The following is a 23,450-nucleotide window of genomic DNA, read 5'->3' on the forward strand; positions in this document are numbered from 1 at the left end:
ACTGGGACCATAATCTTACAGTGGGCGATACTGCTTGGTCTTGCCCTCTTAACTAACCATTGGCTGGCCAAAATGATCGGCGGCTCAGCTGGCAAGCCAGATTTGCCCGTCGCAGGGCACTCCCTACCGGGACAAGGAGGTTAGAAGATGTCACCTGCATCCATAGTAATGATGGTTGTTACGCTGGCTTTTCATTTCGGCGCAGTCTGGTGGCTAGCAAACCGCGCCATGGCTGCTAAATCGAAAGAATAGACGACCACGACAACAGAGAGCACCGCGGGGTGCTCTCTCGTCTATCGCGCCACAAATCGCGCTATCCCCCTGTAAATGGCCAGCGCCACTCGGGCTTGATAGTGCTCGGTCTGTAACAGCCTAGCTTCTTCGGGGTTGGAGATGAACCCGGCCTCGACTATGACAGCCGGGCACGCTGTCTTCTCTAAGATGTAGTAATCACCCGCTGCGGCCAAGCGGGTCGTGTTCTGCAGTGTTTCTCGCAGGGACTCCTGTATGGTAACCGCCAGACGCTTTGATTCGCTTGATTCCGCCGCAAAGAACACCTGCGCGCCGTACCACCGCCGCGCGGCCATGCTGTTTAGGTGCACTGATACTAGGAGCGAGGCCCGACTCGCGTTAATCAGTGCGACGCGGCGGGAGAGGTCCTGGCGCTTGCGGCGCGAATACTGGTGCCCGAGGTTCGCGTCGCTTAGATCCGTGTCTATCTCGCGCGTCATTACGACCGTTGCCCCGCTTGCTTCCAACAACTCGCGCAGCTTAAGTGCAATAGCGAGCACAATATCCTTTTCGTGCACCCCTTGCGGGCCAAGGGCCCCCGGGTCTACCCCGCCGTGCCCAGGGTCTATGGCGATAGTCTGCCCCGCGAGCGGCTGCGCTGAGGTCACACGTACGTCGAGTTGCCGCACGACTGCGAGCGGGCCAACGAGAACTAGAAGGGCAATCAGTAGCACTGTTAGCCTTCGCACCAACTGCATCCCTCCTGCGAATGTCTGCCTATGGATATCTATTAGGCGCCGTCGCACGGAAGAACCGCGAAGATAGGTCTCCTCTAGAGATCAAGGTGATACCGTACTTTTTCACTGGCGTACTGGGTATAGGTCAGATACTTGTCGCGCTGCAACCTCCCGATCAAGATATAGGGTGGTATGCTTTGCTTCGCACAAAACTGACGTATATGCGGCAAATCGAGTTCAGAAGCTGCCACAAATGCACTGTACTTCTCTGGATCAATCAAGACATCGGCGGCAAATTCATTGGCACGCCGCTCAACTTCAGTGCTTGCCGTTTCAAAATCAACCAAGCGGTCAGTAATGTCGCCATTTAGGATGTGCCCGATTTCATGAAAGAGGGTAAACCAAAAGATATCGGCATACTTTCGCCTAACGGTCATTACTAAGCTGAGCGTGTCGTCTTTGTTTCGGGTAATCACGCCGTGAACAGGCGCCCCGGGAATATGCTTCACTATCGCGAATTTAATGCCGCACTCAGCGAAATAGTGCTTGAGTTTGAAGCGAATCGTGTCTATATCCTCAAAGGTAAGCATGCGAATCATGGGCAATCGCTGTCTTAACATACTGAGGTCTAACGCATGGTGGACATGCTCTCTTCCCATGAGCACATCACAGACCTTAAGCCAAGCCAGCAGGATGTATGGATCCACCTTTTCAACCGTGGCCAGACGATAAGCCCCTACTTGTGACAGCTCTGAAAGCCTCTCCAAATTACTGACGTTTAGCAGCTTGCGCCACTCAATGACAAGAGCTGGCCCTTGCACATCGTCGGCTAACAAGCCCTCTTCTTTTGCCCACGTTGTCACTGTCGCCAATACCTGCAAGACTGCCGTTTCTTTGCCAGAAATCTGGTTGTACTCCTCGTAGTCCGCTAACTCCTTGTCGTAGTTGGCCTGGAGGTTAACCCAAAACATAGCGTCAATCCCCAGGGCATACTCTAGCTTCTTGGCAAAGGAAGCGGAAATAGGCTTTTTGCAGTTGACGATGCCGCTGACGTGCGGCTCCTTCACACCGGTTCTAAGTGCCAACTCGCGTTGGGTCATGTGTCGGTCCTCTAGTATTTCCTTCAGCGTTTCTCCCGGATGAATAATGAACTCACGGGACAAGCCACTCATTCTTTCCACCATGATAATCCACCACCCCCTTAACTATTACTGCATCGCACTCATGCAACGTTTCGGCAACTCCAAGTGCGCTATGCGGCTTAACTATCAACCTTACATTCCCCGTAACTCCAATTGCAAAGTAGCCTTTCAGTCCTCCAACAAGAGGATGCGGCCTTCCGAGCCCGGTAGCCATATATGCCCCAAAGTTCGGCGCCGCTCTGAGCTGATCTAATCTCTTTTTTGTGGTACGAGCCATGTCGCTGCCGATTTTCCTCTGCATTACAGCTAAGTCAGTGAAGACTTTGCGAACTGACTCAGCCTCATACTCAACTAGCATCCTCAGCGACCACCGCCTAACTTATCTAATAGGTTAACTTAACTGTTAGGTTAATTGTAGGCCAAGTGTCGCTACACGTCAAGAGCTGCGGCGACTTATTGCCGCACTGCGGGTCGAAGATTTGTCCGACGGATGCACGTGTGCTATACTAATTTCATCCCCCGTTAGAGGATGTAAGAGGAGGAGTTTTTAACGTGTCGCAACACCCACACCCGCAAAGCAAGAATGTCATCAATCGGCTCGCGCGCATTGCCGGTCATGCTGAGGCTGTCAAGCGCATGGCTGAGGAAGGCCGGGAGTGCAGTGAACTCTTGGTTCAGATATCAGCGGTCATTTCAGCGCTCAACAGCGTAGGCAAGGTAGTGCTCGAAGACCACATCAGTCACTGTCTAATAGACGGTGGTAATCCCGAGCAACGCGAAATGCTCAATGGGTTACTAGACGCCATCGATAAATACGTAGGAACGAACTCCCGCCGCTGGGACTCCCCACACTAGACTCGTCATCCCCCATAAAAAAAGAAGCCCTTGCGGGCTTCTCTTGTTTAACGCTTGGAGAATTGCGGGGCGCGGCGAGCCTTTTTGAGACCGTACTTCTTGCGCTCGACCATACGCGGGTCGCGCGTGAGTAGACCGGCCTTCTTTAGCACGGGGCGCGACTCGGGGTCTTGCACGGTTAAGGCGCGGGCGATACCGTGCCGGATGGCGCCGGCTTGCCCGGAGACGCCGCCGCCGTGCACCGTGGCGATGACGTCGTAGTTGCTCACGGTATTGGTTAGGACGAGGGGTTGACGGACGATGAGCTTAAGAGTTTCTAGCCCAAAGTAGCCGTCGATAGGCTTCTCGTTAATGACGATGCTGCCGGAGCCGGGGAGCAAACGCACCCGTGCTACCGCAGTCTTCCTGCGACCTGTTCCGCGAAATTGCACTCTTGCCATTTCCTACCTCCTCCTCTCCTAGCCTCTGATGGTCCATACTTCTGGCTGCTGCGCGGCATGCGGGTGTTCGGGCCCGCGGTAGACTTTCATCTTCTTGCCTTGCGTGCGGCCTAGGGTGTTATGGGGCAACATGCCCTTGACGGCTTTCTCGACCACGAACTCGGGCTTGGTGCGCATCAGCTCCGCATAGGGAGTGGCGCGAAAGCCGCCGGGGTAGCCGGAATGCCGGTAGTATTTCTTCTGTGAAAGTTTCTTGCCTGTCAGTTGCACCTTCTCGGCGTTAACAACGATTACAAAATCGCCAGTGTCAAGGTGCGGCGTAAATTCGGGCTTAGTCTTGCCGCGCAAGATTGCCGCTACTTCGCTGGCAAGGCGTCCGAGCGACTGGTTAGTCGCGTCAACTACCCACCATTTACGTTCTACCTCTCCCGGCTTGGCGATATATGTGCTGCGCATGGGTTCCCTCCTACATGGTTGGATAATAGACAACGCATTCGGGTGGTTCGGGGCTCAATCGAACCACAAAACATTTTATACCGACAAGAGGCACTTGTCAACGGCTGCAAATAAGCAATACTTGGCCGATCTGAGGTAAAAAAACAAAAAGAACCGTCCCTTTTGTTCTCTTTTGTTTCTAATACTCTACCGCGACGAGGTAGAGACCGTGGGCGGGGGCGGTGGTGAAGGCGAGTGGGCGGTGGCCGTGGGCTAAAGCTTGCGCTATGTCGTGCGTGTCGGCGTTGCCTTTGCCGACGGCGACAAGCGCTCCCACCATAATGCGGACCATGTGGTAGAGAAAGCCGCTGCCGCAAAACTCTGCCGCCAGGAGGTCGCCCGAGGGTATAAGCTTGGCCATGTGGATAGTGCGCGTAGTAGAAACTACACTGCTGCCGCTGGCACAAAAAGCCTTAAAGTCGTGCGTGCCCACAAACTTTGCCATCGCTTGCTCCATCTTGCCTACGTCTAACTTTGTGCCCACCCGCCAAGCGCGGTGCCGCCACAGCGGACTTGGCGCGTCACTTAGGCGCAACAAGTACCTATAAACCTTGCCCTTAGCCGAGAACCGCGCGTGAAAGTCCGGCGGAACTTCAGCCGATGAAAGCACTTTCACATCCTCCGGCAGGAGCCGATTTAGGGCAAGGGCTAATCTGTCGGCGGGAATACTTGTCGCGAGCACGAGGCTCGCAACCTGCCCTAAGGCGTGCGCGCCGGCATCCGTGCGTCCCGCGCCTTCTACGCTTACAGCGCCGCCAGTCAGGCGACACAGGGCATCTTCTAGCGTCCCCTGCACCGTGCGCTGCCCGGGTTGAACCTGCCACCCCGCAAAGTCCGTCCCGTCGTACTCTAGCGTCAGCTTTACTTTCATAACGCTAGCCTTATAAGGCTAAGGCTACGGCACTGACTAGTGCAAAACAGAGGGCCGCGTAAGCGTCTAAGCGCGAATACGTAAGCACTTTATACTTCGTTCTGCCCTCGCCGCCCCGGTAGCAGCGCGCCTCCATGGCCATCGCCAATTCGTCTGCCCGCCTAAAGGCTGAAATAAAGAGCGGTATCAGGAGGGGAAGCAAGCTTTTCGCCCGCTTGAAAAGCCCCCCACTCTCGAAATCCGCGCCTCGCGCTAGTTGCGCCTTCATAATCTTTTCGGCTTCTTCGATGAGCGTGGGAATAAAGCGCAGGGCGATGGTCATCATCATAGCCAGTTCGTGGGCCGGCACGCCAAAGCGCTTGAGCGGCCTAAGCGCCATTTCAATGGCATCGGTTAGGGCAATTGGCGAGGTCGTAAGCGTCAGGATAGAGGTCGACAGCACAAGGAGCACCAGACGAAAGGCGAGCAAAAACCCTTGGCTGACGCCGCCAGAGTAGATGCGCACAAACCAAAACGACACGAGCTCCACACCCTCACGGGAAGTAAACACGTGCAGCACCACGGTAAGCGACAGAATCATCAGGATTGGCCGCAGGCCCCTCAGTACCATCCTGACGGGTACCCGCGCAAGCCAAATAACCAGCAGCGACGCTAACGCCAATACCGAGTAGGCTAAGCCTGTCCCCGCAATAAACAGCACAACAATGTAGGCGAAGGACAGCCCTAGTTTTGTGCGCGGGTCGAGGCGATGCACTATGCTTGTCCCGGGCAAATACTGCCCTAGCGTTACATTCCCCAGCATACTCACGCGCCGCCACCTCTCTCGCGCCACGCTGCGACGATAAACCCACGCGCTTCCTCAAGCGTCAGAGCTACCGCCGGCACACCCCAGCCTGCTAGGCGCAAGCGCCGGCATATATCTGTGGCCTGCGGCACGCCAAGACCAATCTTGACGAGGCTCTCCGCCTGACAGAACACCTCGCGCGGCGTCCCGTCATGCAAAATGCCACCCTCATGCATGACTACGATGCGCTTGACCAGGCGCGCCACATCTTCCATACTGTGCGAGACCAAAATCACTGTTATCCCCCGCTCGCGCTGCAGAGCGCTGATGCGGGCTAAGACTTCATCGCGTCCCCTTGGGTCTAGCCCTGCCGTCGGCTCGTCAAGGATCAAGACGCGCGGGCGCATCGCCAAGACACCGGCGATGGCTACCCGCCGTGTCTGTCCACCTGACAACTCAAACGGGCTTCGCTCTTTAATTTCAAGCGGCAAGCCTACGGTTAACAGCGCTTCGTCGACCCGCGCGGCTACTTCGCTTGCGTCTAACCCTAAGTTTAGCGGACCAAAGGCCACATCGGCTGCTACCGTTTCGGCAAACAGCTGATGCTCGGCAAACTGAAACACAAGCCCCACTTCTTGCCGCAGTGCGCGGAGCCGCACGCCCTTGTCGGTGGTGGTAACATCTCCAACAGTCACCGTTCCCTGCGTGGGCTTGATTAAGCCATTTAAGAGCTGTACCAGTGTAGATTTACCTGAGCCCGTCTGCCCGATAATGCCGACAAACTCGCCGTCTGCAATCGACAGGTTAACTCCGCGCAAAGCATGCCGCTCAAATGGTGTGCCGGCGGAGTAGGTAAAGCTTACGTTGTTTAGATATATTGGCATAAGGCATTAACCAGCTCCGCTGTAGTCAAAATACCCTCCGGCAAGGGAAGCCCGCTCTTAACCAGTTCCTTAGCCAATTTAGCTGCCAGAGGCACATCTAAGCCCAGCGACTCTAGAAGCTCCGCTTGGGCAAAAACCTCGGCGGGCGTGCCTATAGTCACTACGCGCCCCTCATCCATGACGATTACGCGGTGAGCGAGCACCGCTTCATCCATATGGTGTGTAATGAGCACGGTCGTCATTTTGGCGGTCCGCTGAAGTGCCAGGATGGTCTCAATTACTTCGCCCCGCCCCACGGGGTCTAACATAGCGGTAGCCTCATCTAGAACTAGGAGCTTAGGATGCATGGCCAAAACACCGGCAATCGCCACGCGCTGTTTCTGTCCACCCGACAGCAAGTGCGGCGCGTGGCGGCGATAGGGCAGCATGTTGACCTTGGTTAGGGCCGCTTCTACCCTTGCGGCGATAGCTGGCGTGGGTACGCCGAGATTCTCCGGCCCGAATGCTACATCCTCATCAATGACTGTGGCCACAATTTGGTTGTCAGGATTCTGAAAGACCATGCCGACAGCCTGTCTGATCTGCCATAGTAGCCCCGCGTCCCGCGTGTCCATGCCCATGACCAAGACGCTTCCTGCCGTGGGCAGCAAGATAGCGTTTAGGTGCTTGGCGAGGGTCGACTTGCCGGAGCCGTTGCGCCCGATAATCGCGACAAACTCTCCCTCGCTGATACTGATGTCTACCCCGTCGAGCGCGACGGTGTCGCCTTCGTGCCCGCGGTAGACGTGGTGAAGACCCTTAACTTCAATAATGGCTACATCACCCCCACCCAGAGCATACACTCTAAAAAAGAAAGCCGGTGGGGGTTAGTCCACCAGCTCAATAATCGCCTGCGGTGCGGAGTCGCCGCGCCGCACGTCGGTCTTCATGATGCGGGTGTACCCACCCTCGCGTGATGTGTATTTGGGTGCTATCTCCGCGAATAGCTTCGTCACTACGTCTTCGTCAAACAGATAGCTTAGCGCTTGGCGCCTAGCATGCAAATCGCCGCGTTTTCCAAGCGTGATGAGCTTCTCGCTAATGCGCTGCACTTCTTTCGCGCGCTGCTCCGTAGTTTCCATGCGCCCCTGGCGCAAAAACGCCGTCGCTAGGTTGCGCAACAGGGCACGCCGATGGTTAGTGCGGCGCCCTAGTTTGCTGTGTGACATATGCTCACTCCTACTCTTCGCTCTTCTTGAGGTAGAGCCCTAAGTCAGCTAGTTTGTGCTGTACTTCCTCGAGCGATTTCTTGCCAAGATTCCTAACCTTCATCATCTCGTCTTCGGTCTTGTCTACGAGGTCTTGTACGGTATTTATGCCGGCGCGCTTTAGGCAGTTAAACGAGCGCACGGATAGGTCAAGCTCCTCGATGGTCATCTCGTGCAGCCTCTCCCGCGGGTTGTCGCCGCGGTCGGCTAGCGTCTTTGTGGACTCCGCCTTTTCCGTTAGGGACACAAACAGGCGCAAATGGTCGCTCATAATCTTGGCCCCGATGCTGATGGCCTCTTCCGGGGTAAGACTGCCGTCGGTCCATACCTCAAGCGTCAGTCTGTCGTAATTGGTGTGCTGTCCGACGCGCGTGTTTTCCACCGTGTAGTTAACCCGCGTCACCGGTGTAAATACCGAGTCCATGGGAATGACCCCAATAGGCTGGTGCTGCTTCTTGTTGCGCTCGGCGGAAACATACCCGCGTCCGTGCGCGACAGTTATCTCGGCAAAGAAACGCGCATCCTCGTCGAGCTTCGCAATTACCAGTGAAGGGTTGAGAATCTCGACATCGGCGTCAGCCAAAATGTCTGCAGCCGTCACTACTCCCTCACCTGTCTTGGTGATGCGCAGCAGCTTCTCTCCAGTGCCGTGCAGGCGAAGCCGGAGCGACTTTAGGTTCAACACTATCTCGGTCGTGTCTTCGACAACGCCCGGGATAGTCGAGAACTCGTGCAATACCCCTTCGAGCTTAACAGATGTGACAGCGGCTCCGGGTAACGAAGAAAGTAGGATGCGACGCAATGCGTTACCCAAAGTCGTGCCGTAACCGCGCTGCAAGGGCTCAACGATAAACTTGCCATAGCTTGGCGTAGCCTCTACGCGATGCACTCGCGGTACTTCCATGGCTAACTCCAACATATAGGCGATTCCCCTCCTTACCTTCCCATTAACGCTTTGGTCAAAGCTCGGGGCGCCTTATCTCGAATACTTTTCGACGATCAAGTGCTCGCGGACCGGGATGTCAATGTCTTCGCGCTTAGGCAGTCCGACGATAGTTGCACGTGCCGCGTTTAGTTCTACAGAAATCCAAGGAACCACTCTCCGACCGCGCATGGATTCGGCATACTCCTGAAATAGTGGAACAGACAAGCTCTTGGTGGCGACCGCAATAACATCGCCCTCTTTTACGAGGTAGGACGGGATGTTAACGCGTTGCCCGTTCACTGTAAAGTGACCGTGACGCACCAATTGGCGTCCCTGATTGCGCGATGCGGCAAACCCTGCCCGCGTAACTACGTTGTCTAGCCTAAGCTCAAGGAGCTGGAGCAGGCGCTCGCCGGTTACGCCTTTCTCGCGCGCGGCCTTAGCGAAGTAACGACGGAATTGGCGCTCAAGCACACCGTAGATACGACGCGCCTTCTGCTTTTCGCGCAGCTGCAGGCCGTACTCGGTCGCCTTCTTACGCCCTTGGCCATGTTGCCCAGGGGCATAGGACCTGCGGTCAATCGCGCACTTACCGGAGTAGCAGCGCGTTCCCTTAAGAAATAGCTTGATGCCTTCGCGCCTGCACAACCGGCATACCGGACCTGTATATCTTGCCATCTTGCTTACACCTCCAAAGATTAAACGCGACGGCGCTTAGGTGGGCGGCAGCCATTATGGGGGACCGGGGTTACGTCCTTAATGGAACTAACCTCAAGCCCCGTAGCCTGCAAACTGCGAATGGCAGCTTCCCGCCCTGCGCCAGGGCCCTTAACATGAACCTCTACTTCCTTCATGCCTTGGTCCATCGCCGTCTTGGCACAGGTTTCAGCGGCAATCTGGGCGGCAAAAGGGGTGCTCTTGCGCGAGCCCTTATATCCGGCATTGCCAGCAGATGACCATGATATGACATTGCCGGCACGATCCGTAACAGTGACTACCGTATTGTTAAAAGTTGACCTAATGTGCGCTACGCCAAACTCCACGTTTTTGCGCTCGCGGCGCTTGACTTTAGCCGCAGCGGCCTTACGTTTTGCCATGCCTTTTCCCTCCTCCTTTGACTACTTGCGCTTGACGCCAACCGTACGGCGGGGGCCTTTACGGGTGCGAGCGTTCGTCTTGCTGCGTTGTCCGCGCACGGGTAGACCACGGCGGTGACGTAAGCCACGGTAGGAGCCAATCTCAATCAACCGCTTGATGCTGGCTGTGACTTCACGGCGGAGATCTCCTTCTACGATATACCCCTTGTCAATCGTCTCACGCAGACGAGAGACTTCTTCCTCGGTGAGGTTGCGGACGCGGGTATCGGGATTTACTCCGGCGCTTGACAAAATGTTTGCGGAACGGCTACGGCCAATACCGTAAATGTAGGTCAACGCTATCTCTACGCGCTTCTCTCTGGGCAGGTCAACACCTGCAATGCGAGCCATCTCCTTTAATCCACCTCCTGTTAGTCTTTATCCTTGTTTCTGTTTGTGAGTAGGTTCCTCACAGATTACCATGACTCGGCCCTTACGGCGAATCAGCTTGCACTTCTCGCACATGCGCCTCACTGAAGGTTTGACTTTCACTAGATTTGCCTCCTTGCTCCGAACAAGCCTACTTATGCCGGTAGATTATTCGTCCGCGGGTTAAGTCGTAGGGCGAAAGCTCTACGGTCACGCTGTCGCCGGGCAGAATGCGAATGAAGTTAATGCGTATCTTGCCCGACACATGAGCCAAGATTCTGTGACCATTGTCTAGCTCTACTTTAAACATGGCATTAGGCAGCGCTTCGGTTACCTTGCCCTTTACCTCGATTACATCATCGCGTTTTGTCATGTAACTTCTGCTCCTCCCTTCGCTCACATCAGAGACGGGTTAGTATCTCAGGCCCGTTTGCGGTGATAGCCACGGTGTGCTCAAAGTGGGCAGAACGACCGCCGTCTTTAGTCACTACCGTCCAGTTATCCGCAAGCACTTGGGTAAGAGATCCTCCCGTATTGACCATGGGCTCAATGGCTAGCACTAGGCCGGGAGTAAGCCTAGGACCTCGCCCCGGGCGGCCGAAATTAGGCAGTTGTGGTTCTTCATGCATAGCTCGCCCGATACCGTGTCCCACAAATTCCTTGACTACGGAAAAACCATTCGCCTCGGCATGGGATTGTATAGCGTACGAGATATCGGTCAGGCGCCTGTTGACGACACATTGCAGAATGCCCTTTTCCAAGCACTCAGCCGTGACTTTAATCAAGCGAGCGGAAACTTCATCCACCGCGCCGACGGGAAAAGTCCGCGCCGCGTCGCCGTAATATCCATTGATTTCCGCGCCGATGTCAATACTAATAATATCGCCATCAGACAGCGTTTTCAAACTAGGAATTCCATGTACGACCTCATTGTTAATTGACGTACAGATACTAGCGGGATAGCCGCGGTACCCTTTAAAGGCGGGTCGTGCGCCGCGCTTTAGCATTAACTCCTCGACTAGCCAGTCGAGCCTAGCGGTGGTTACCCCGGGAGCAATGGCCTGTTCCACTGCGTCGAGTGCCTCGGCCACCACTCGCCCCGCCTCGCGCATCAGGGCGATTTCGCGGTCAGATTTGTATACAATCATCCCTTACCCCAGAAGCGCTCTCATGTTCTCGGTGACAACGTCAATTGGCAACAAGCCGTCGACAGTCTTGAGCAAGCCGCGCTGCCCATAGTACTCGATGAGTGGCGCTGTCTGTTTCCTGTAAACCGTCAGCCTGGCTCTCGCGGTCTCTTCGCTGTCGTCTGCGCGCTGGTAGAGCACTCCACCGCATAGCCCACACTTCTCACCCTCGGGTGAGGGGTGAAAAACACGGTGGTACGTCGCGCCACAGGCCTTGCACACTTGCCGACCGGTTAGGCGCCGCATCAGCTCATCCTCCGGCACTTCGATGTTGAGCACGGCTGTTAGGCACTTCCCAAGCTTTGCTAGGACCTCGTCAAGGGCGGAGGCTTGGTTTAGCGTGCGCGGAAAGCCGTCAAGTAAAAAGCCATGTGCTACGTCCGCCGCCGCCAGACGCTCCGCCACGATGCCGATAGTTACTTCGTCAGGCACCAGTTCGCCGCGTTCCATAAAGGACTTAGCGGCAAGGCCTAAGGGCGTTTGCGCCTGCAGCGCCTGCCGGAACATGTCGCCGGTAGAAATGTGGGGCACGCCAAACTCCTTAACGAGCAGGGAAGCCTGTGTGCCTTTGCCCGCGCCGGGCGCACCTAGGAGGATTACGTTCATCTCGCTCACCCCGTAGCCTACTTCATAAAGCCGCTGTAGTTACGCATGACGAGATGACCTTCGATTTGCTTCATGGTCTCAAGCGCCACACCTACCACGATGAGGAGAGCCGTTCCGCCGATGCCAATGTTCACGCGCACTACGCCGGAAAGCGCAAGCGGCAGGATAACGATAAGAGCCAAGAACGCAGAGCCTACGAGCGTCAGTCGGTTTACGACCCGGAAAAGGAAGTCCGCCGTCGTACGTCCCGGACGCACGCCGGGGATTGCCCCGCCATGCTTCTGCATGTTTTCCGCCATTTCCTTGGGGTTAAACTGCAGGAACGTGTAGAAATAGCTGAACACGAAGATAAGAAACACGTACAAGACGTTATGCAACCAGCCGCCGAACCTGAGCGCTTCCGCTATGCCTTGCACCCACTCCGCCCGCGTGAACTGGGTGATTACCTGCGGGAACATCAGGAGCGAGGAGGCAAAGATTACGGGGATAACGCCGGCTTGGTTGACGCGCAAGGGAATGTGCGTGGTCTGCCCACCATACATCTTGCGCCCGACTACGCGCTTAGCGTACTGCACAGGGATACGGCGCTGACCTTCCTGCACCCACACTACACCGGCAATGACGACTAAGGTCAGGATGCCGAGCAGAACTACAGTGAAGATGTTAAGCGTCCCCTCACGCAGGAACGCAATCAGACTCGTAAGTGTACCCGGCAACTGCGAGGCAATGTTGGCGAAGATCACAAGCGAGATGCCGTTGCCGATGCCTTTCTCGGTAATCATTTCGCCTAACCACATAACCACTGTCGCGCCGGCCGTAAAGCTGATGGCCGTCAGCAAGTAACTCAGGTGCCCAGCCGCGAGTGCGCCTTCGTTAGCTAACCCGACCGAAGTGGCATAGCCTTGGACAAAAGCTAGGATTACCGTGCCGTAACGCGTGTAACTATTAAGCTTCTTGCGTCCCTCTTCGCCCTCTTTGGCTAGGGCCTCCCAGCTCGGAATAATCACTTGCAGGAGGCTAACGATAATGCTCGACGTAATGTAGGGGCCAATCGTCAGCGTAAAAATAGAGAGGTTCGCTAATGCACCGCCGGAGATGACGTCTAACAGCCCGAACAGGCCGCCTTGGCCCTCCATAAACTGCGTCATAGCGAGGCGGTCGGCTCCTGGGACCGGGATGAAGTTGCCGAAGCGTATGATGAGGAAGATGCCGAGCGTGTACATAATGCGCTTGCGCAGGTCCTCAATGCGCCATAGGTTACGTAAGCTCGCGAGCACCTATATCACCTCAACCTGTCCGCCAGCGGCAGCTATTTTCTCGGCAGCCGACTTGCTAAAAGCAGTAGCCCTAACCGTAAGGGACTTAGTTATTTCGCCCATGCCGAGAATCTTGACGCCGTCGAGGGGGTTCTTCACAAGACCCGCCGCCATAAGCGACTCTAGCTCAACGACGCTCCCGGCAGGAAACACCTCAAGGTCCTGCACATTAACTAAGGCAAAGAACGTTTTCCATTTATTATTAAACCCGCGCTTTGGCAATCTCCGGTATAGAGGCATCTGACCGCCTTCAAACCCCGGACGTACGCCGCCGCCGGCACGCGCCCACTGTCCCTTGCTACCGCGACCGGAAGTCTTGCCGAGTCCCGAGCCGTGGCCACGGCCGACGCGCTTGCGCACCTGACGGGAGCCCTCTGCCGGCTGTAGATTGTGGAGTTTCATTTTTGCACCTCCTCGTCTCTCTTAGCTCTCGACTACTTTGACGAGATGACTGACCTTCTCGACCATCCCGCGTATTGCCTGCGTGTCTTCATGCTGTACTGTGCGGTGTGTCTTAGTGAGGCCTAACGCGCGGCAAGTCGCCCGTTGGTCTTCCGGGCGCCCGATGAGGCTGCGCACTAGCGTAATCTGCAATTTGGCCATCGTGCCTGCCTCCTATCGTAACAAGGACTCTACGGCAACGCCACGCAGCTTAGCTACCTGCTCGGGCGTGCGCAGCGACTGCAGCCCCGACAGAGTTGCCTGTGCCATGTTCATAGCGTTAGATGAGCCCAAAGACTTAGTTAAAATGTCGCGTACACCCGCGAGCTCTAAAATTGCGCGGACAGCGCCGCCGGCAATAACGCCTGTACCGACAGATGCTGGCTTCATCAGGACGCGGCCAGCTCCGGCGACACCGGTTACCTCGTGCGGAATGCTAGTTTCAGCTAAGGGGACAGTGATGAGGTTCTTCTTGCCGTCCTCCGTGGCCTTGCGAATAGCTTCCACAACTTCCTTGGCCTTGCCTAGCCCTACGCCGACGCGACCTTTACCGTCACCGACAGCCACTAAGGCACTAAAGCTTGAGTCGCGACCACCCTTACGGGTCTTGCTGACGCGCTTAACGACGATAACCTTTTCGGTAAGGTCATGTTTGCTCAACTCATTGCGATCCAATTTTCCCCCTCCTTCTGCTGCTAGAACTCAAGCCCGGCTGCGCGCGCAGCGTCAGCTAATGCCGCGACGCGTCCGTGGTAGAGATATCCACCGCGGTCGAAGACGATTCTTGTTAAGCCTTTGGCCAAAGCCTTTTCCGCAACTAATTTGCCCACGGCTTTAGCAGCCTCTACGCCGCCAGCAGAGATGCCCTTGAGTTCGGGACTCAGGGTGGAAGCGCTGACAAGCGTGTGGCCGGTCGTGTCATCTATGACTTGTGCGTACATGTGTCGGGAACTGCGAAAAACATTTAAACGCGGGCGCAAATCTGTCCCTGCGACGGACTTGCGTACACGCAGATGACGAGTCTTACGAATTTTGTTTTTGTCTAGCTGCTGTAACACTGTTGGCTCACTCCTTTCCGTGGCTTAAGGACTATTTCGAGGTCTTGCCAGCCTTGCGTCTAATCTTCTCGCCTACATAGGCAATTCCCTTGCCAAGGTAGGGTTCGGGCTCGCGGACGCCGCGAATGGTTGTAGCCATCTGCCCTACCATCTCCTTGTCATTGCCGGAGACAGTGATAAGCGGGATATTGCCAAACGGCGGCTTGGCGACGATTTCTGCCTTAAACTCGATGCCTGCCGGTGGGTCAATCTCTACCGGGTGGGAGTATCCTACGGTAAGCACGAGCTTTTTGCCCTGCACATTTGCGCGCCAGCCTACGCCGGCGGCCTCAAGCTTCTTCTCGTAACCTTTGGTCACGCCGTCAATCATGTTAGCGATAACGGTGCGGGTCACGCCATGCAGCGAACGGTGTAGCGGGCTGTCGGACAAGCGCGTAACTGTTACCTCGCTCTTACTTACCTCGACATTTACCTCCGGGTGTACGTCACGCGAGAGCGTGCCCCTAGGTCCTGTCACGGTAACCGTCCGGCCGTCCAGATTAACCGCTACTGCGGGCGGTATGACGATAGGTCTCTTGCCGATTCTTGACATGCCAGTCTCTCCTCCCTACCAGACGTAGCAGATGATCTCGCCGCCAAGGTTCTTGACCCTAGCTTGGCGATCGGTCATCAGCCCCTGTGAAGTAGAAACGATGGCAATGCCTAACCCACCTAATACACGTGGGAGTTCATCTTTGCGCGCATAGACACGCAGCCCGGGTTTGCTGATGCGCTTTACACCGGAAATGACGCGCTGCTTGTTAGCGCCGTACTTCAGAACTATTTTTAGCACGCCCTGCTTGTCGTCGTCTACCCACGCGAAGTCGCGGATGAAGCCCTCTGCTTTGAGAATCTCTGCTAAACTCCGCTTCATGGCCGAGCCTGGCACTTCTACGCTCTCGTGCAGCGCGTCGTTTGCGTTGCGTACCCGTGTCAGCATGTCAGCGATTGGATCTGTCATAACCATTACGTGTCAAACCTCCTTCCTAAGTGAAGGGCCCTTACCAACTGGCCTTCTTGACGCCGGGAATCTGACCTTCATGGGCTAGTTCGCGAAAGCAAATTCTGCATAGTCCGAACTTCCGCATGTAGGCGTGTGGACGGCCGCAAATCCGGCAACGATTATATCTGCGCACAGGAAACTTCTGTTCTCTGGCCTGCTTGATAATCATCGACTTCTTGGCCACTTCTTCTCCTCCTTTACTTACGCGCGAAACGGCATGCCGAGCTTCGCGAGCAGTTCCTTCGCTTCCTCATCAGTTTTGGCGGTGGTCACTATGGTGATGTCCATACCCTGAACCTGATCGACTTTGTCGTAGTCAATCTCGGGGAAGATAAGCTGCTCTTTGACGCCAATGGTGTAATTGCCGCGCCCATCAAAGGATTTTGGGGAAACGCCTCTGAAGTCGCGCACGCGGGGAAGGTTAATGTTAATGAACTTGTCGAGGAACTCATACATGCGGTCGCCGCGCAATGTGACTTTTGCCCCAATGGCCATGCCTTCACGCAGCTTAAAGTTCGAAATGCTTTGACGCGCGCGGGTGATGACCGGCTTTTGCCCGGCAATAGTGGCAAGGTCCTTAGCTGCCGCGTCTAGGATTTTGCTGTTGCCTATGGCTTTACCTACGCCCATGTTCAGTACGATTTTCTCCAGGCGCGGTATCTGCATGTCGTTCTCATAGCCGAACTTGGTCTTAAGGGCTAAGCGTACTTCCTTTTGGTACTTTTCCTTCAACCTTGTCACAGGCTAGCCCTCCTCTCTACCTGTCGATGTTCTCGCCACACTTCTTGCAGGCGCGAACGAACTTGCCGTCTGTCATTGGCTTGTGAGCAACCCGGGTGGGCTTCTTACAGCTGCCGCAGACAACCATTACGTTAGAACTGTGAATAGGAGCCTCTTGCTTGATGATGCCGCCCTGGGGCACCTCGCGCGTAGGTTTGCGGTGACGGCTCACGATATTGACGCCTTCCACGACCACACGGCCCTTGCCTGGAAAGCACTTGAGCACTTTGCCTTTTTTGCCCTCGTCCTTACCGGAGAGGACTATCACATGGTCGTCCTTACGAACATGAAGTTTCACGGATTGTGGCACCTCCTCTGCTCCGCCTAGAGAACTTCCGGTGCGAGAGAAACTATCTTCATAAAGTTCTTCTCACGTAGTTCGCGGGCTACCGGCCCAAAAATGCGGGTCCCGCGGGGGTTGTTGTTGTTGTCAATGATCACCGCGGCGTTATCATCGAACTTAATGTAGGAACCGTCGATGCGCCGAGCGTCCTTAGTGGTACGGACGACAACCGCTTTGACTACCTCGCCCTTTTTTACAACTCCGCCGGGCGTTGCTTCTTTTACGGTGGCAATGATGATATCGCCAACGCCGGCGTAGCGGCGACTTGTTCCACCGAGCACCTTAATGGTGAGAATCTCTTTGGCTCCGGAATTATCTGCAACCCGCAGTCGCGTTTCGTTTTGAATCACGGCGATGTCCCCCTTTCCTGTCCGACAGGGCTTATTCTGCCTTCTTTACAATCTCGACCACGCGCCAGCACTTTTCCTTGCTGAGCGGGCGAGTCTCCATAATGCGCACGGTATCGCCTAAACGCGCCACATTATCCTCATTATGCGCCTTAAACTTCTTGGTCTGCTTGACGATGCGCCCGTACAGCGGGTGTTGCACCATCGACTCGATAGCGACAACGACGGTCTTTTCCATCTTATCACTGACGACTACGCCTTGACGGACCTTGCGCAGGTTTCTCTCTTCCACAGTGAGACCTCCTTCCTAACCCTAGCCGATGTTGCGTTCGCGCTCGTGCAAGATGGTCTTCACGCGAGCGATAGTCTTACGAACTTCTTTAATCCGCATGGGGTTCTCAAGTTGGCCCGTTACGAGGCGGAAACGGAGATTAAACAACTCGCCCTTTAGATCGTCAATCTTCTGCATGAGCTCAGCATCGTTCATGTCGCGCATGTCTTTAACCTTCATTGGCATCACCATCCACTTTCGCGCGTGTCACAAACTTAGTTCTAATGGGAAGCTTATGTCCCGCCAAACGCAGTGCCTCGCGAGCTGACGTTTCGTCGACGCCTGCTATTTCGAACATAATGCGGCCAGGCTTCACTACCGCGACCCAGTACTCCGGTGAACCTTTCCCGGCACCCATACGCGTCTCCGCCGGTTTTTGCGTAACGGGCTTGTGCGGGAAAATGCGAATCCAGACTTGGCCGCCGCGCTTGATGTACCTAGTCATCGCGATACGCGCCGCTTCAATTTGACGGCTCGTAATCCAGGCAGCTTCGAGAGCCTCTAGGCCGTACTCGCCATGAGCGATAAAACCGCCGCCCTTGGTACGCCCCTTCATTTTCCCTCTGTGCATCTTGCGGTACTTTACCCTGCTGGGCATCAACATGGTTTACTCGCCTCCCTCTGCCGCCGCCTTCGTCGGCTTAGGTAGAATTTCGCCCTTGTAAATCCAGACCTTAATGCCAATCTGCCCGTAGGCAGTGTGCGCCGTGGCTACGCCGTAATCGATGTCGGCCCTGAGCGTGTGCAAAGGAATTGTGCCTTCGCGCGCCCATTCGCGGCGTGCAATTTCCGCGCCGTTTAGGCGTCCGCCGATAGCAACTCTAATGCCCTTGGCACCTAAGCGCATGGTGCGGCCCATCACTTGACGCATGGCGCGGCGATAGGCAATGCGCTTCTCAATCTGCGCGGCGACATTCTCGGCCACTAGCTGGGCGTTTAGTTCGGGCGTCTTAATCTCGATGATGTTGACATAGACTTGCTTCTTGGTGAGGATTTCGAGCGCCTTGCGCAGCTCCTCCACACCGGCACCGCCGCGGCCGATTACCATACCGGGTTTAGCAGTGTGAATAAACACGCGCACAATCGCTCCGGTACGCTGGATCACAACTTGGCCTACGCCAGTTGCGAACAACTTATCTTTGATGTAGCGGCGAACCTTGAAGTCTTCAAGCAGAAGGTCGGAGTAGTTCTTCTCAGCGTACCACTTCGAATCCCAGTCTCTGATAACGCCAATGCGAAATCCCTTGGGATGAACTTTTTGTCCCACGTAGCTCTCCCTCCTACCTTTCTTTTACCACAACGGTAATGTGGCACGAACGCTTCAAAATGGGGTAAATGCGACCCTGCGCGCGTGGATGCCAACGCTTTAGCGTGGGACCGGCGTCCACGAATGCCTCTGAGACATACAGCTTCTCCGGGTCTAGCTGATAGTTGTGTTCAGCGTTAGCAGCTGCTGACTTCATAACCTTAAGGATTACTTCGGCAGCTACTTTAGGTGTAAACTTAAGAATATTGGTGGCCTCCCCCACATTCTTGCCGCGGACGAGGTCAATGACAACTCGCGCTTTGCGCGGCGCGATGCGCACGTTGCGGGCAACCGCTTTCGCTTGCATGTCTATCCCCTCCTACTTCAATGCTGTGGTGCGTTCGGTGTGGCCGCCATGCCCGCGGAAAGTACGGGTGGGGCTAAATTCCCCAAGCTTGTGCCCTACCATTTCTTCGCTGACGTACACCGGCACGTGTTTGCGCCCATCGTAAACCGCAATGGTATGACCAACCATGTCCGGGAAAATCGTCGAAGCGCGAGACCAAGTCTTAAGCACTTTCTTCTCGCCTTTGGCGTTCATCTGTCTAATCCTAGCAAGCAGTCTTTCCTGTACAAAGGGGCCCTTCTTTACGGAACGAGACATTTTGTGGCCTCCCTTCTCTAAGACTTACGGCGACGCACGATGTACTTGTCGCTGTGCTTCTTCTTCTGGCGTGTCTTGTGGCCTAAAGTCGGTACCCCCCAAGGAGTAAGCGGGCTCTTGCGGCCAATCGGGGCACGGCCCTCGCCACCGCCGTGCGGATGGTCGACCGGGTTCATTACTACGCCACGCACCGTCGGACGACGCCTGAGCCAACGTGAGCGGCCGGCCTTGCCGATAGAGACGTTCTCATACTCGAGGTTGCCTACTTGACCGATAGTCGCCTTGCAGTCAATGTGGACCAAACGATCCTCGCTTGACGGCAGCCTCACTAGTGCGTAGGCGCCTTCTTTAGCCATAAGTTGTGCCGATGCACCGGCTGAGCGAACCATTTGCGCGCCTTTGCCTGGCTTTAGCTCGATGTTATGCACCACAGTGCCCACCGGGATGCTCCTAAGCGGCAGGGTATTTCCTACGACAATGTCAGCCTGTGCACCGGAAACCACTTTGGCTCCGACTTTGAGGCCTTGCGGCGCAAGAATATAACGTTTTTCGCCATCCGCATAGTTAAGCAGCGCGATGTAAGCGGTGCGGTTTGGGTCATACTCGATGGTGGCTACGGTTGCCGGGATGCCGTCCTTATCGCGCTTAAAGTCGATAATGCGGTACTTGCGCTTGTGGCCGCCGCCCTGATGACGAACCGTAATGCGCCCCTGATTGTTGCGCCCCGCCTTGTTAGTCAGCGGCGCGAGCAGAGAACGCTCCGGCGTAGTCGTGGTAATCTCCGCAAAACTCTCCACGGTCATAAAACGCCGACCGGGTGAAGTAGGCTTAAACTTCTTCATAGCCATTTGTGTGTCCCTCCTTTGTCGCGAGTCGCTTGTCGCTTGTCGCTAGTCGCTTGGGGAATTGTTAATCATGGGGGCCGCCGGCCGCCAGCCTCCAGCCTCCAGCAGTGAGCTGTGAGCTGTGAGCTGTGAGCTGTGAGCTAGGGCGGGGTGGAAAGGTTAAAGGTTAAAGGGAAACCGGGCACCGCCGCGATACCACTCTACTGGGCACTAGGCACTAGGCACTGGGCACTCCTTCACCAGGAGCCAGGAGCCAGGAGCCAGCAGCCCCCGTTCCCACGAAGTGCAAAGTGCGAAGTGCCAAGTGCGCGTGCGCCTCGTCCCTCGGCGCTAGACCGAGTCAAAAATCGGTATGGGCTTTGACTTGGGCGTGAGCGTGACGATGGCCTTTTTCCAATCGGAACGATAGCCGCTGTGGACGCCGTGGCGCTTAAACTTCCCTGCTACGCGCATGGTGTTGACAGCTTCGACTTCTACCTTAAACAGGTGTTCGACTGCCTGCCGAATCTCGGTTTTGTTGGCACGCAGGTCTACGGCAAAGACGTATTTGCGCATTTCCTGTAGATCTGTGCTGCGCTCACTGATTACAGGCCGCTTGATGATATCTCTGGGGTCCCGCATTACACGAGCACCTCCTGTACCTTTTCTACTGCGGCTTGAGTCATAACCAGCTTGCCGCAATTGAGCACGTCGTACACGTTGACGCCCGCCGCCGCTTCGACCAAGACGCCGGGAATGTTGCGTCCTGACTTTGCGATTGTTTCATTGAACTCCGGCAGGACTACAAGCGCCTTCTCGCTCACTTTGAGGTTAGCGAGAGTTTCGACCATAAGTTTAGTCTTCGGCTCGGCAAACTCCAGCCGATCAAGTACTACTATCTCGCCCGCCTGTAGCTTAGCGGTCAATGCGCTGCGCAAGGCCAAACGACGCACTTTGCGCGGCAGTTCGAAATTATACTTGCGGGGAGTGGGACCGAAGGCAATACCACCGCCTACCCAAATGGGAGAACGGCGACTGCCCGCGCGGGCGCGCCCTGTTCCTTTCTGCTTCCACGGTTTACGCCCGCCGCCGCGTACTTCGGAACGATTCTTAGTATCGTGTGTTCCCAGACGCTGTGCTGCAAGCTGCTTGGTAACGGCGAGATGGAGAACGTGGCGGTTCACTTCGACGCCAAAGACGGCGTCAGCTAGCTCCATTTGTCCTACTTCTTCGCCCTTCATATTGTGAACTTTCACCGTAGGCATAGCGATAATCCTCCTTTCCTAGGCTTTGACACTGTCCTTGATAGTCACGAGAGAGCCTTTAGGGCCCGGAATCGCACCTTTAACCAAAATGAGATTCCGCTCGAGGTCAATGCGTACGATGCGCAGGTTCTGCACTGTGCGGCGCAGACGGCCATGTTGACCCGGCATTTTGCGCCCTGGGAAAGTGCGCGCTGACGCGCGGGAGTTAGAGCTACCCGGTCCACGGTGGTACTTGGAACCGTGCGTCATCGGGCCGCGGCCGAATCCCCACCGTTGTATGCCGCCGGTGAAGCCTTTGCCTTTGGACGTGCCGGTAACATCAACGTACTCGCCCTCAGTGAAGACGGCGGCAGTGATTGCTTGTCCTACCTTATACTCGGCGGCATCCGCGAGACGAAGCTCACGCAGGAAACGATGCGGCTTTACGCCTGCTCGCTTGAAGTGGCCTCTCTCCGGTTTGTTGACTCTAGATTCACGTATCGGCTCAAAGGCAATCTGTATGGCCGTATAGCCGTCTGTGTCCTTAGTCTTGACTTGCGTAACTGTGCATGGACCAGCCTCAATTACGGTAACCGGCACCACGACACCCTTGTCGGCAAAGACTTGGGTCATCCCAATCTTCTTGCCAAGAATTGCTTTCTGCACTGTGTGCACCTCCATACATTGGTTCCCCACGGGGAACGTGTACCGCTCTGGGAGCAGGGTTCTCGGACCCTTAGCCTTAGAGCTTAATCTCTATATCTACGCCCGCGGGCAGGTCTAGGCGCATAAGTGCGTCGACCGTCTTGGGAGTAGGCTCAAGAATGTCAATCAACCGCTTGTGCGTACGCATCTCGAACTGCTCGCGAATGTCCTTTTCTACGTGCGGGGCACGCAGTATGGTAAAGAGATTGCGCTCTGTCGGCAGCGGTATGGGGCCAGACACCGTAGCGCCGGTGCGGCGTGCAGTCTCCACAATCTTATCCGAAGATTGGTCTAAGATCGTGTGGTCAAAAGCCTTTAGCCGAATGCGTATCTTCTGTTGTGCCATTTCTTTTCCCTCCTTACTGTCACGTGTGGGGGATGGGGAATTAGACGTAGGGCTACTGGCTCCTGGCTGCTAGCTCCTAGTAGAGGAGGTGCCCAGTCCTCAGTTCCCAGTAGAAGCGATTAGCTCGCGTTCATCATTCGTGAATTGCGAATCCTGACCTAGAGAGGTTACCGCCCACTGGGCACTAGGCACTAGGCACTAGGCACTAGGCACTAGGCGCTGGAGCCCTACTCAATAATCTCCGTCACGACGCCGGCGCCGACGGTACGGCCGCCTTCGCGAATCGCAAAGCGCACGCCGGGCTCCATGGCAATCGTAGTAATAAGCTCAATCGTCATGGTGATGTTGTCCCCGGGCATAACCATCTCTACGCCTGCGGGCAGGTTCAAGATGCCGGTTACGTCGGTGGTGCGGAAGTAAAACTGCGGACGGTATCCGTCAAAGAAGGGCTTATGACGGCCGCCTTCTTCTTGGGACAGAACGTAGACTTCGCCCTTAAACTTGGTGTGGGGCTTAATCGAACCGGGTTTTGCTAAAACTTGGCCGCGCTCGATGTCTTTGCGGTCTACGCCGCGCAGGAGTAACCCTACGTTGTCGCCGGCTTGGGCCTGGTCAAGGAGCTTGCGGAACATTTCTACGCCGGTGCAGACGGTCTTGCGGGGTCTTTCGGTAAAGCCTACGATTTCAACTTCGTCGGATACCTTAATCACGCCGCGCTCAACGCGACCGGTTGCTACGGTGCCGCGACCGGTAATCGTGAAGACGTCTTCTACGGGCATCAGGAAGGGCTTTTCGGTTTCGCGTACAGGAGTAGGAATATACTCGTCTACTGCGTCCATCAGCTGCCAGAGCTT

General features: G+C 55.7%; 42 protein-coding genes. 1 reads left to right on the forward strand and 41 read right to left on the reverse strand.

The genetic code is table 11. The annotated features are described in order from the left end of the window. Positions 1-293: 293 nt before the first annotated feature. The 3 genes from cwlD to KGZ66_05535 form a co-directional block, all read right to left on the reverse strand. Positions 294-983, reverse strand: a complete 690-nt coding sequence (gene cwlD / locus KGZ66_05525; protein MBS3985044.1) for an N-acetylmuramoyl-L-alanine amidase CwlD — start codon at positions 981-983, stop codon at positions 294-296. A gap of 80 nt (positions 984-1,063) precedes the next feature. Next, positions 1,064-2,152, reverse strand: coding sequence for a HigA family addiction module antidote protein (locus tag KGZ66_05530; protein MBS3985045.1), 1,089 nt, complete (start codon positions 2,150-2,152; stop codon positions 1,064-1,066). After that, the gene (locus KGZ66_05535) at positions 2,121-2,468 is read right to left on the reverse strand and encodes a hypothetical protein (protein MBS3985046.1); all 348 of its coding nucleotides are present in this window, start codon (positions 2,466-2,468) and stop codon (positions 2,121-2,123) included. Before KGZ66_05535 ends, KGZ66_05530 begins: the two co-directional genes overlap by 32 nt. A gap of 194 nt (positions 2,469-2,662) precedes the next feature. Between KGZ66_05535 and KGZ66_05540 the strand changes: the two genes are divergently transcribed. Continuing rightward, complete coding sequence (locus tag KGZ66_05540; GenBank protein ID MBS3985047.1) at positions 2,663-2,965, forward strand: metal-sensing transcriptional repressor; 303 nt, start codon at positions 2,663-2,665, stop codon at positions 2,963-2,965. A gap of 47 nt (positions 2,966-3,012) precedes the next feature. Here the strand turns inward: KGZ66_05540 and rpsI are convergent, their stop codons facing one another. From rpsI to tuf, 38 genes are all read right to left on the reverse strand, one after another. Continuing rightward, positions 3,013-3,405, reverse strand: coding sequence for a 30S ribosomal protein S9 (gene rpsI, locus KGZ66_05545; GenBank protein ID MBS3985048.1), 393 nt, complete (start codon positions 3,403-3,405; stop codon positions 3,013-3,015). A gap of 18 nt (positions 3,406-3,423) precedes the next feature. Beyond that, positions 3,424-3,861, reverse strand: coding sequence for a 50S ribosomal protein L13 (rplM, locus tag KGZ66_05550; protein ID MBS3985049.1), 438 nt, complete (start codon positions 3,859-3,861; stop codon positions 3,424-3,426). A 178-nt stretch (positions 3,862-4,039) separates the two neighbouring features. Further along, a complete protein-coding gene (gene truA / locus KGZ66_05555; protein ID MBS3985050.1) occupies positions 4,040-4,771 on the reverse strand; it encodes a tRNA pseudouridine(38-40) synthase TruA in 732 nt (243 codons plus the stop codon). Between the two features lie 10 nt (positions 4,772-4,781). Further along, on the reverse strand, positions 4,782-5,573 hold the full coding sequence (locus KGZ66_05560; protein ID MBS3985051.1) for an energy-coupling factor transporter transmembrane protein EcfT: 792 nt from the start codon (positions 5,571-5,573) through the stop codon (positions 4,782-4,784). Between the two features lie 2 nt (positions 5,574-5,575). Continuing rightward, positions 5,576-6,439, reverse strand: coding sequence for an energy-coupling factor transporter ATPase (locus KGZ66_05565; protein ID MBS3985052.1), 864 nt, complete (start codon positions 6,437-6,439; stop codon positions 5,576-5,578). Beyond that, complete coding sequence (locus KGZ66_05570) at positions 6,424-7,251, reverse strand: energy-coupling factor transporter ATPase (GenBank protein ID MBS3985053.1); 828 nt, start codon at positions 7,249-7,251, stop codon at positions 6,424-6,426. The genes KGZ66_05565 and KGZ66_05570 overlap by 16 nt, the downstream gene beginning before the upstream one ends. A gap of 54 nt (positions 7,252-7,305) precedes the next feature. Next, positions 7,306-7,647, reverse strand: coding sequence for a 50S ribosomal protein L17 (gene rplQ / locus KGZ66_05575; protein MBS3985054.1), 342 nt, complete (start codon positions 7,645-7,647; stop codon positions 7,306-7,308). Positions 7,648-7,657: 10 nt separating this feature from the next. Beyond that, positions 7,658-8,605 (reverse strand): DNA-directed RNA polymerase subunit alpha, encoded by a 948-nt coding sequence (locus tag KGZ66_05580; GenBank protein MBS3985055.1) that lies wholly within the window; start codon positions 8,603-8,605, stop codon positions 7,658-7,660. A 57-nt stretch (positions 8,606-8,662) separates the two neighbouring features. Next, positions 8,663-9,289, reverse strand: a complete 627-nt coding sequence (gene rpsD, locus KGZ66_05585) for a 30S ribosomal protein S4 (GenBank protein MBS3985056.1) — start codon at positions 9,287-9,289, stop codon at positions 8,663-8,665. Positions 9,290-9,309: 20 nt separating this feature from the next. Beyond that, the gene (rpsK, locus tag KGZ66_05590) at positions 9,310-9,708 is read right to left on the reverse strand and encodes a 30S ribosomal protein S11 (GenBank protein ID MBS3985057.1); all 399 of its coding nucleotides are present in this window, start codon (positions 9,706-9,708) and stop codon (positions 9,310-9,312) included. A 21-nt stretch (positions 9,709-9,729) separates the two neighbouring features. Continuing rightward, positions 9,730-10,098 (reverse strand): 30S ribosomal protein S13, encoded by a 369-nt coding sequence (rpsM, locus tag KGZ66_05595; protein MBS3985058.1) that lies wholly within the window; start codon positions 10,096-10,098, stop codon positions 9,730-9,732. Between the two features lie 27 nt (positions 10,099-10,125). Then, a complete protein-coding gene (rpmJ, locus tag KGZ66_05600) occupies positions 10,126-10,239 on the reverse strand; it encodes a 50S ribosomal protein L36 (GenBank protein MBS3985059.1) in 114 nt (37 codons plus the stop codon). A 28-nt stretch (positions 10,240-10,267) separates the two neighbouring features. After that, positions 10,268-10,489 carry a translation initiation factor IF-1 gene (gene infA, locus KGZ66_05605; GenBank protein MBS3985060.1) on the reverse strand — a complete coding sequence of 74 codons (222 nt, stop codon included), beginning with the start codon at positions 10,487-10,489 and terminating at the stop codon, positions 10,268-10,270. Positions 10,490-10,517: 28 nt separating this feature from the next. Next, positions 10,518-11,264, reverse strand: a complete 747-nt coding sequence (gene map / locus KGZ66_05610; GenBank protein MBS3985061.1) for a type I methionyl aminopeptidase — start codon at positions 11,262-11,264, stop codon at positions 10,518-10,520. Between the two features lie 3 nt (positions 11,265-11,267). Next, the gene (locus KGZ66_05615) at positions 11,268-11,909 is read right to left on the reverse strand and encodes an adenylate kinase (protein MBS3985062.1); all 642 of its coding nucleotides are present in this window, start codon (positions 11,907-11,909) and stop codon (positions 11,268-11,270) included. Positions 11,910-11,926: 17 nt separating this feature from the next. Next, positions 11,927-13,186: a preprotein translocase subunit SecY gene (secY, locus tag KGZ66_05620; GenBank protein ID MBS3985063.1), complete on the reverse strand. Its 1,260-nt coding sequence runs from the start codon at positions 13,184-13,186 to the stop codon at positions 11,927-11,929. Then, positions 13,187-13,627, reverse strand: coding sequence for a 50S ribosomal protein L15 (gene rplO, locus KGZ66_05625; protein ID MBS3985064.1), 441 nt, complete (start codon positions 13,625-13,627; stop codon positions 13,187-13,189). A 21-nt stretch (positions 13,628-13,648) separates the two neighbouring features. Next, positions 13,649-13,828: a 50S ribosomal protein L30 gene (gene rpmD / locus KGZ66_05630; protein MBS3985065.1), complete on the reverse strand. Its 180-nt coding sequence runs from the start codon at positions 13,826-13,828 to the stop codon at positions 13,649-13,651. 12 nt (positions 13,829-13,840) lie between these two features. Continuing rightward, positions 13,841-14,341 carry a 30S ribosomal protein S5 gene (rpsE, locus tag KGZ66_05635; protein ID MBS3985066.1) on the reverse strand — a complete coding sequence of 167 codons (501 nt, stop codon included), beginning with the start codon at positions 14,339-14,341 and terminating at the stop codon, positions 13,841-13,843. Between the two features lie 20 nt (positions 14,342-14,361). Then, positions 14,362-14,724, reverse strand: coding sequence for a 50S ribosomal protein L18 (gene rplR / locus KGZ66_05640; protein MBS3985067.1), 363 nt, complete (start codon positions 14,722-14,724; stop codon positions 14,362-14,364). A gap of 31 nt (positions 14,725-14,755) precedes the next feature. Further along, on the reverse strand, positions 14,756-15,316 hold the full coding sequence (rplF, locus tag KGZ66_05645; GenBank protein MBS3985068.1) for a 50S ribosomal protein L6: 561 nt from the start codon (positions 15,314-15,316) through the stop codon (positions 14,756-14,758). 15 nt (positions 15,317-15,331) lie between these two features. Next, the gene (gene rpsH, locus KGZ66_05650; GenBank protein MBS3985069.1) at positions 15,332-15,730 is read right to left on the reverse strand and encodes a 30S ribosomal protein S8; all 399 of its coding nucleotides are present in this window, start codon (positions 15,728-15,730) and stop codon (positions 15,332-15,334) included. 34 nt (positions 15,731-15,764) lie between these two features. Then, positions 15,765-15,950, reverse strand: a complete 186-nt coding sequence (locus KGZ66_05655; protein ID MBS3985070.1) for a type Z 30S ribosomal protein S14 — start codon at positions 15,948-15,950, stop codon at positions 15,765-15,767. Between the two features lie 17 nt (positions 15,951-15,967). After that, positions 15,968-16,507 (reverse strand): 50S ribosomal protein L5, encoded by a 540-nt coding sequence (gene rplE / locus KGZ66_05660; protein MBS3985071.1) that lies wholly within the window; start codon positions 16,505-16,507, stop codon positions 15,968-15,970. A 16-nt stretch (positions 16,508-16,523) separates the two neighbouring features. Beyond that, positions 16,524-16,856, reverse strand: a complete 333-nt coding sequence (rplX, locus tag KGZ66_05665) for a 50S ribosomal protein L24 (protein ID MBS3985072.1) — start codon at positions 16,854-16,856, stop codon at positions 16,524-16,526. 14 nt (positions 16,857-16,870) lie between these two features. Beyond that, positions 16,871-17,239: a 50S ribosomal protein L14 gene (rplN, locus tag KGZ66_05670; GenBank protein MBS3985073.1), complete on the reverse strand. Its 369-nt coding sequence runs from the start codon at positions 17,237-17,239 to the stop codon at positions 16,871-16,873. 31 nt (positions 17,240-17,270) lie between these two features. Then, positions 17,271-17,528 (reverse strand): 30S ribosomal protein S17, encoded by a 258-nt coding sequence (gene rpsQ, locus KGZ66_05675; GenBank protein ID MBS3985074.1) that lies wholly within the window; start codon positions 17,526-17,528, stop codon positions 17,271-17,273. A 21-nt stretch (positions 17,529-17,549) separates the two neighbouring features. Then, positions 17,550-17,747, reverse strand: a complete 198-nt coding sequence (gene rpmC / locus KGZ66_05680) for a 50S ribosomal protein L29 (GenBank protein MBS3985075.1) — start codon at positions 17,745-17,747, stop codon at positions 17,550-17,552. Then, positions 17,737-18,171 (reverse strand): 50S ribosomal protein L16, encoded by a 435-nt coding sequence (rplP, locus tag KGZ66_05685; GenBank protein MBS3985076.1) that lies wholly within the window; start codon positions 18,169-18,171, stop codon positions 17,737-17,739. The genes rpmC and rplP overlap by 11 nt, the downstream gene beginning before the upstream one ends. Positions 18,172-18,174: 3 nt before the next feature. Continuing rightward, positions 18,175-18,834 (reverse strand): 30S ribosomal protein S3, encoded by a 660-nt coding sequence (rpsC, locus tag KGZ66_05690; GenBank protein ID MBS3985077.1) that lies wholly within the window; start codon positions 18,832-18,834, stop codon positions 18,175-18,177. A 13-nt stretch (positions 18,835-18,847) separates the two neighbouring features. Further along, positions 18,848-19,180 carry a 50S ribosomal protein L22 gene (gene rplV / locus KGZ66_05695; GenBank protein MBS3985078.1) on the reverse strand — a complete coding sequence of 111 codons (333 nt, stop codon included), beginning with the start codon at positions 19,178-19,180 and terminating at the stop codon, positions 18,848-18,850. A 12-nt stretch (positions 19,181-19,192) separates the two neighbouring features. Continuing rightward, positions 19,193-19,477 (reverse strand): 30S ribosomal protein S19, encoded by a 285-nt coding sequence (gene rpsS / locus KGZ66_05700; GenBank protein MBS3985079.1) that lies wholly within the window; start codon positions 19,475-19,477, stop codon positions 19,193-19,195. Between the two features lie 17 nt (positions 19,478-19,494). Further along, positions 19,495-20,325: a 50S ribosomal protein L2 gene (rplB, locus tag KGZ66_05705; protein ID MBS3985080.1), complete on the reverse strand. Its 831-nt coding sequence runs from the start codon at positions 20,323-20,325 to the stop codon at positions 19,495-19,497. A gap of 327 nt (positions 20,326-20,652) precedes the next feature. Further along, entirely contained in the window at positions 20,653-20,943 is a 291-nt protein-coding gene (gene rplW / locus KGZ66_05710; protein ID MBS3985081.1) for a 50S ribosomal protein L23, read from the reverse strand. Beyond that, on the reverse strand, positions 20,943-21,566 hold the full coding sequence (gene rplD / locus KGZ66_05715; protein MBS3985082.1) for a 50S ribosomal protein L4: 624 nt from the start codon (positions 21,564-21,566) through the stop codon (positions 20,943-20,945). Before rplD ends, rplW begins: the two co-directional genes overlap by 1 nt. Positions 21,567-21,584: 18 nt before the next feature. Next, entirely contained in the window at positions 21,585-22,211 is a 627-nt protein-coding gene (rplC, locus tag KGZ66_05720) for a 50S ribosomal protein L3 (protein MBS3985083.1), read from the reverse strand. A gap of 76 nt (positions 22,212-22,287) precedes the next feature. Further along, on the reverse strand, positions 22,288-22,596 hold the full coding sequence (gene rpsJ / locus KGZ66_05725) for a 30S ribosomal protein S10 (protein ID MBS3985084.1): 309 nt from the start codon (positions 22,594-22,596) through the stop codon (positions 22,288-22,290). 227 nt (positions 22,597-22,823) lie between these two features. Continuing rightward, on the reverse strand, positions 22,824-23,450 hold a 627-nt coding region (tuf, locus tag KGZ66_05730), incomplete at its 5' end, for an elongation factor Tu (protein MBS3985085.1).

Source organism: Selenomonadales bacterium, assembly GCA_018335585.1.
Classification (GTDB): Bacteria; Bacillota; UBA994; order UBA994; family UBA994; genus UBA994.

Excerpts from the sequence above, each read along its gene's own strand:
- KGZ66_05530 (MBS3985045.1), bottom strand. The coding sequence starts at position 2,152 with ATGGTGGAAAGAATGAGTGGCTTGTCCCGTGAGTTCATTATTCATCCG.
- KGZ66_05535 (MBS3985046.1), bottom strand. The coding sequence starts at position 2,468 with ATGCTAGTTGAGTATGAGGCTGAGTCAGTTCGCAAAGTCTTCACTGAC.
- rpsI (MBS3985048.1), bottom strand. The coding sequence starts at position 3,405 with ATGGCAAGAGTGCAATTTCGCGGAACAGGTCGCAGGAAGACTGCGGTA.
- rplM (MBS3985049.1), bottom strand. The coding sequence starts at position 3,861 with ATGCGCAGCACATATATCGCCAAGCCGGGAGAGGTAGAACGTAAATGG.
- truA (MBS3985050.1), bottom strand. The coding sequence starts at position 4,771 with ATGAAAGTAAAGCTGACGCTAGAGTACGACGGGACGGACTTTGCGGGG.
- KGZ66_05560 (MBS3985051.1), bottom strand. The coding sequence starts at position 5,573 with ATGCTGGGGAATGTAACGCTAGGGCAGTATTTGCCCGGGACAAGCATA.
- KGZ66_05565 (MBS3985052.1), bottom strand. The coding sequence starts at position 6,439 with ATGCCAATATATCTAAACAACGTAAGCTTTACCTACTCCGCCGGCACA.
- rplQ (MBS3985054.1), bottom strand. The coding sequence starts at position 7,647 with ATGTCACACAGCAAACTAGGGCGCCGCACTAACCATCGGCGTGCCCTG.
- KGZ66_05580 (MBS3985055.1), bottom strand. The coding sequence starts at position 8,605 with ATGTTGGAGTTAGCCATGGAAGTACCGCGAGTGCATCGCGTAGAGGCT.
- rpsD (MBS3985056.1), bottom strand. The coding sequence starts at position 9,289 with ATGGCAAGATATACAGGTCCGGTATGCCGGTTGTGCAGGCGCGAAGGC.
- rpsK (MBS3985057.1), bottom strand. The coding sequence starts at position 9,708 with ATGGCAAAACGTAAGGCCGCTGCGGCTAAAGTCAAGCGCCGCGAGCGC.
- rpsM (MBS3985058.1), bottom strand. The coding sequence starts at position 10,098 with ATGGCTCGCATTGCAGGTGTTGACCTGCCCAGAGAGAAGCGCGTAGAG.
- infA (MBS3985060.1), bottom strand. The coding sequence starts at position 10,489 with ATGACAAAACGCGATGATGTAATCGAGGTAAAGGGCAAGGTAACCGAA.
- map (MBS3985061.1), bottom strand. The coding sequence starts at position 11,264 with ATGATTGTATACAAATCTGACCGCGAAATCGCCCTGATGCGCGAGGCG.
- KGZ66_05615 (MBS3985062.1), bottom strand. The coding sequence starts at position 11,909 with ATGAACGTAATCCTCCTAGGTGCGCCCGGCGCGGGCAAAGGCACACAG.
- rplO (MBS3985064.1), bottom strand. The coding sequence starts at position 13,627 with ATGAAACTCCACAATCTACAGCCGGCAGAGGGCTCCCGTCAGGTGCGC.
- rpmD (MBS3985065.1), bottom strand. The coding sequence starts at position 13,828 with ATGGCCAAATTGCAGATTACGCTAGTGCGCAGCCTCATCGGGCGCCCG.
- rplF (MBS3985068.1), bottom strand. The coding sequence starts at position 15,316 with ATGTCAAGAATCGGCAAGAGACCTATCGTCATACCGCCCGCAGTAGCG.
- rpsH (MBS3985069.1), bottom strand. The coding sequence starts at position 15,730 with ATGGTTATGACAGATCCAATCGCTGACATGCTGACACGGGTACGCAAC.
- rpmC (MBS3985075.1), bottom strand. The coding sequence starts at position 17,747 with ATGAAGGTTAAAGACATGCGCGACATGAACGATGCTGAGCTCATGCAG.
- rplP (MBS3985076.1), bottom strand. The coding sequence starts at position 18,171 with ATGTTGATGCCCAGCAGGGTAAAGTACCGCAAGATGCACAGAGGGAAA.
- rplV (MBS3985078.1), bottom strand. The coding sequence starts at position 19,180 with ATGCAAGCGAAAGCGGTTGCCCGCAACGTGCGCATCGCGCCGCGCAAA.
- rpsS (MBS3985079.1), bottom strand. The coding sequence starts at position 19,477 with ATGTCTCGTTCCGTAAAGAAGGGCCCCTTTGTACAGGAAAGACTGCTT.
- rplB (MBS3985080.1), bottom strand. The coding sequence starts at position 20,325 with ATGGCTATGAAGAAGTTTAAGCCTACTTCACCCGGTCGGCGTTTTATG.
- rplW (MBS3985081.1), bottom strand. The coding sequence starts at position 20,943 with ATGCGGGACCCCAGAGATATCATCAAGCGGCCTGTAATCAGTGAGCGC.
- rplD (MBS3985082.1), bottom strand. The coding sequence starts at position 21,566 with ATGCCTACGGTGAAAGTTCACAATATGAAGGGCGAAGAAGTAGGACAA.
- rpsJ (MBS3985084.1), bottom strand. The coding sequence starts at position 22,596 with ATGGCACAACAGAAGATACGCATTCGGCTAAAGGCTTTTGACCACACG.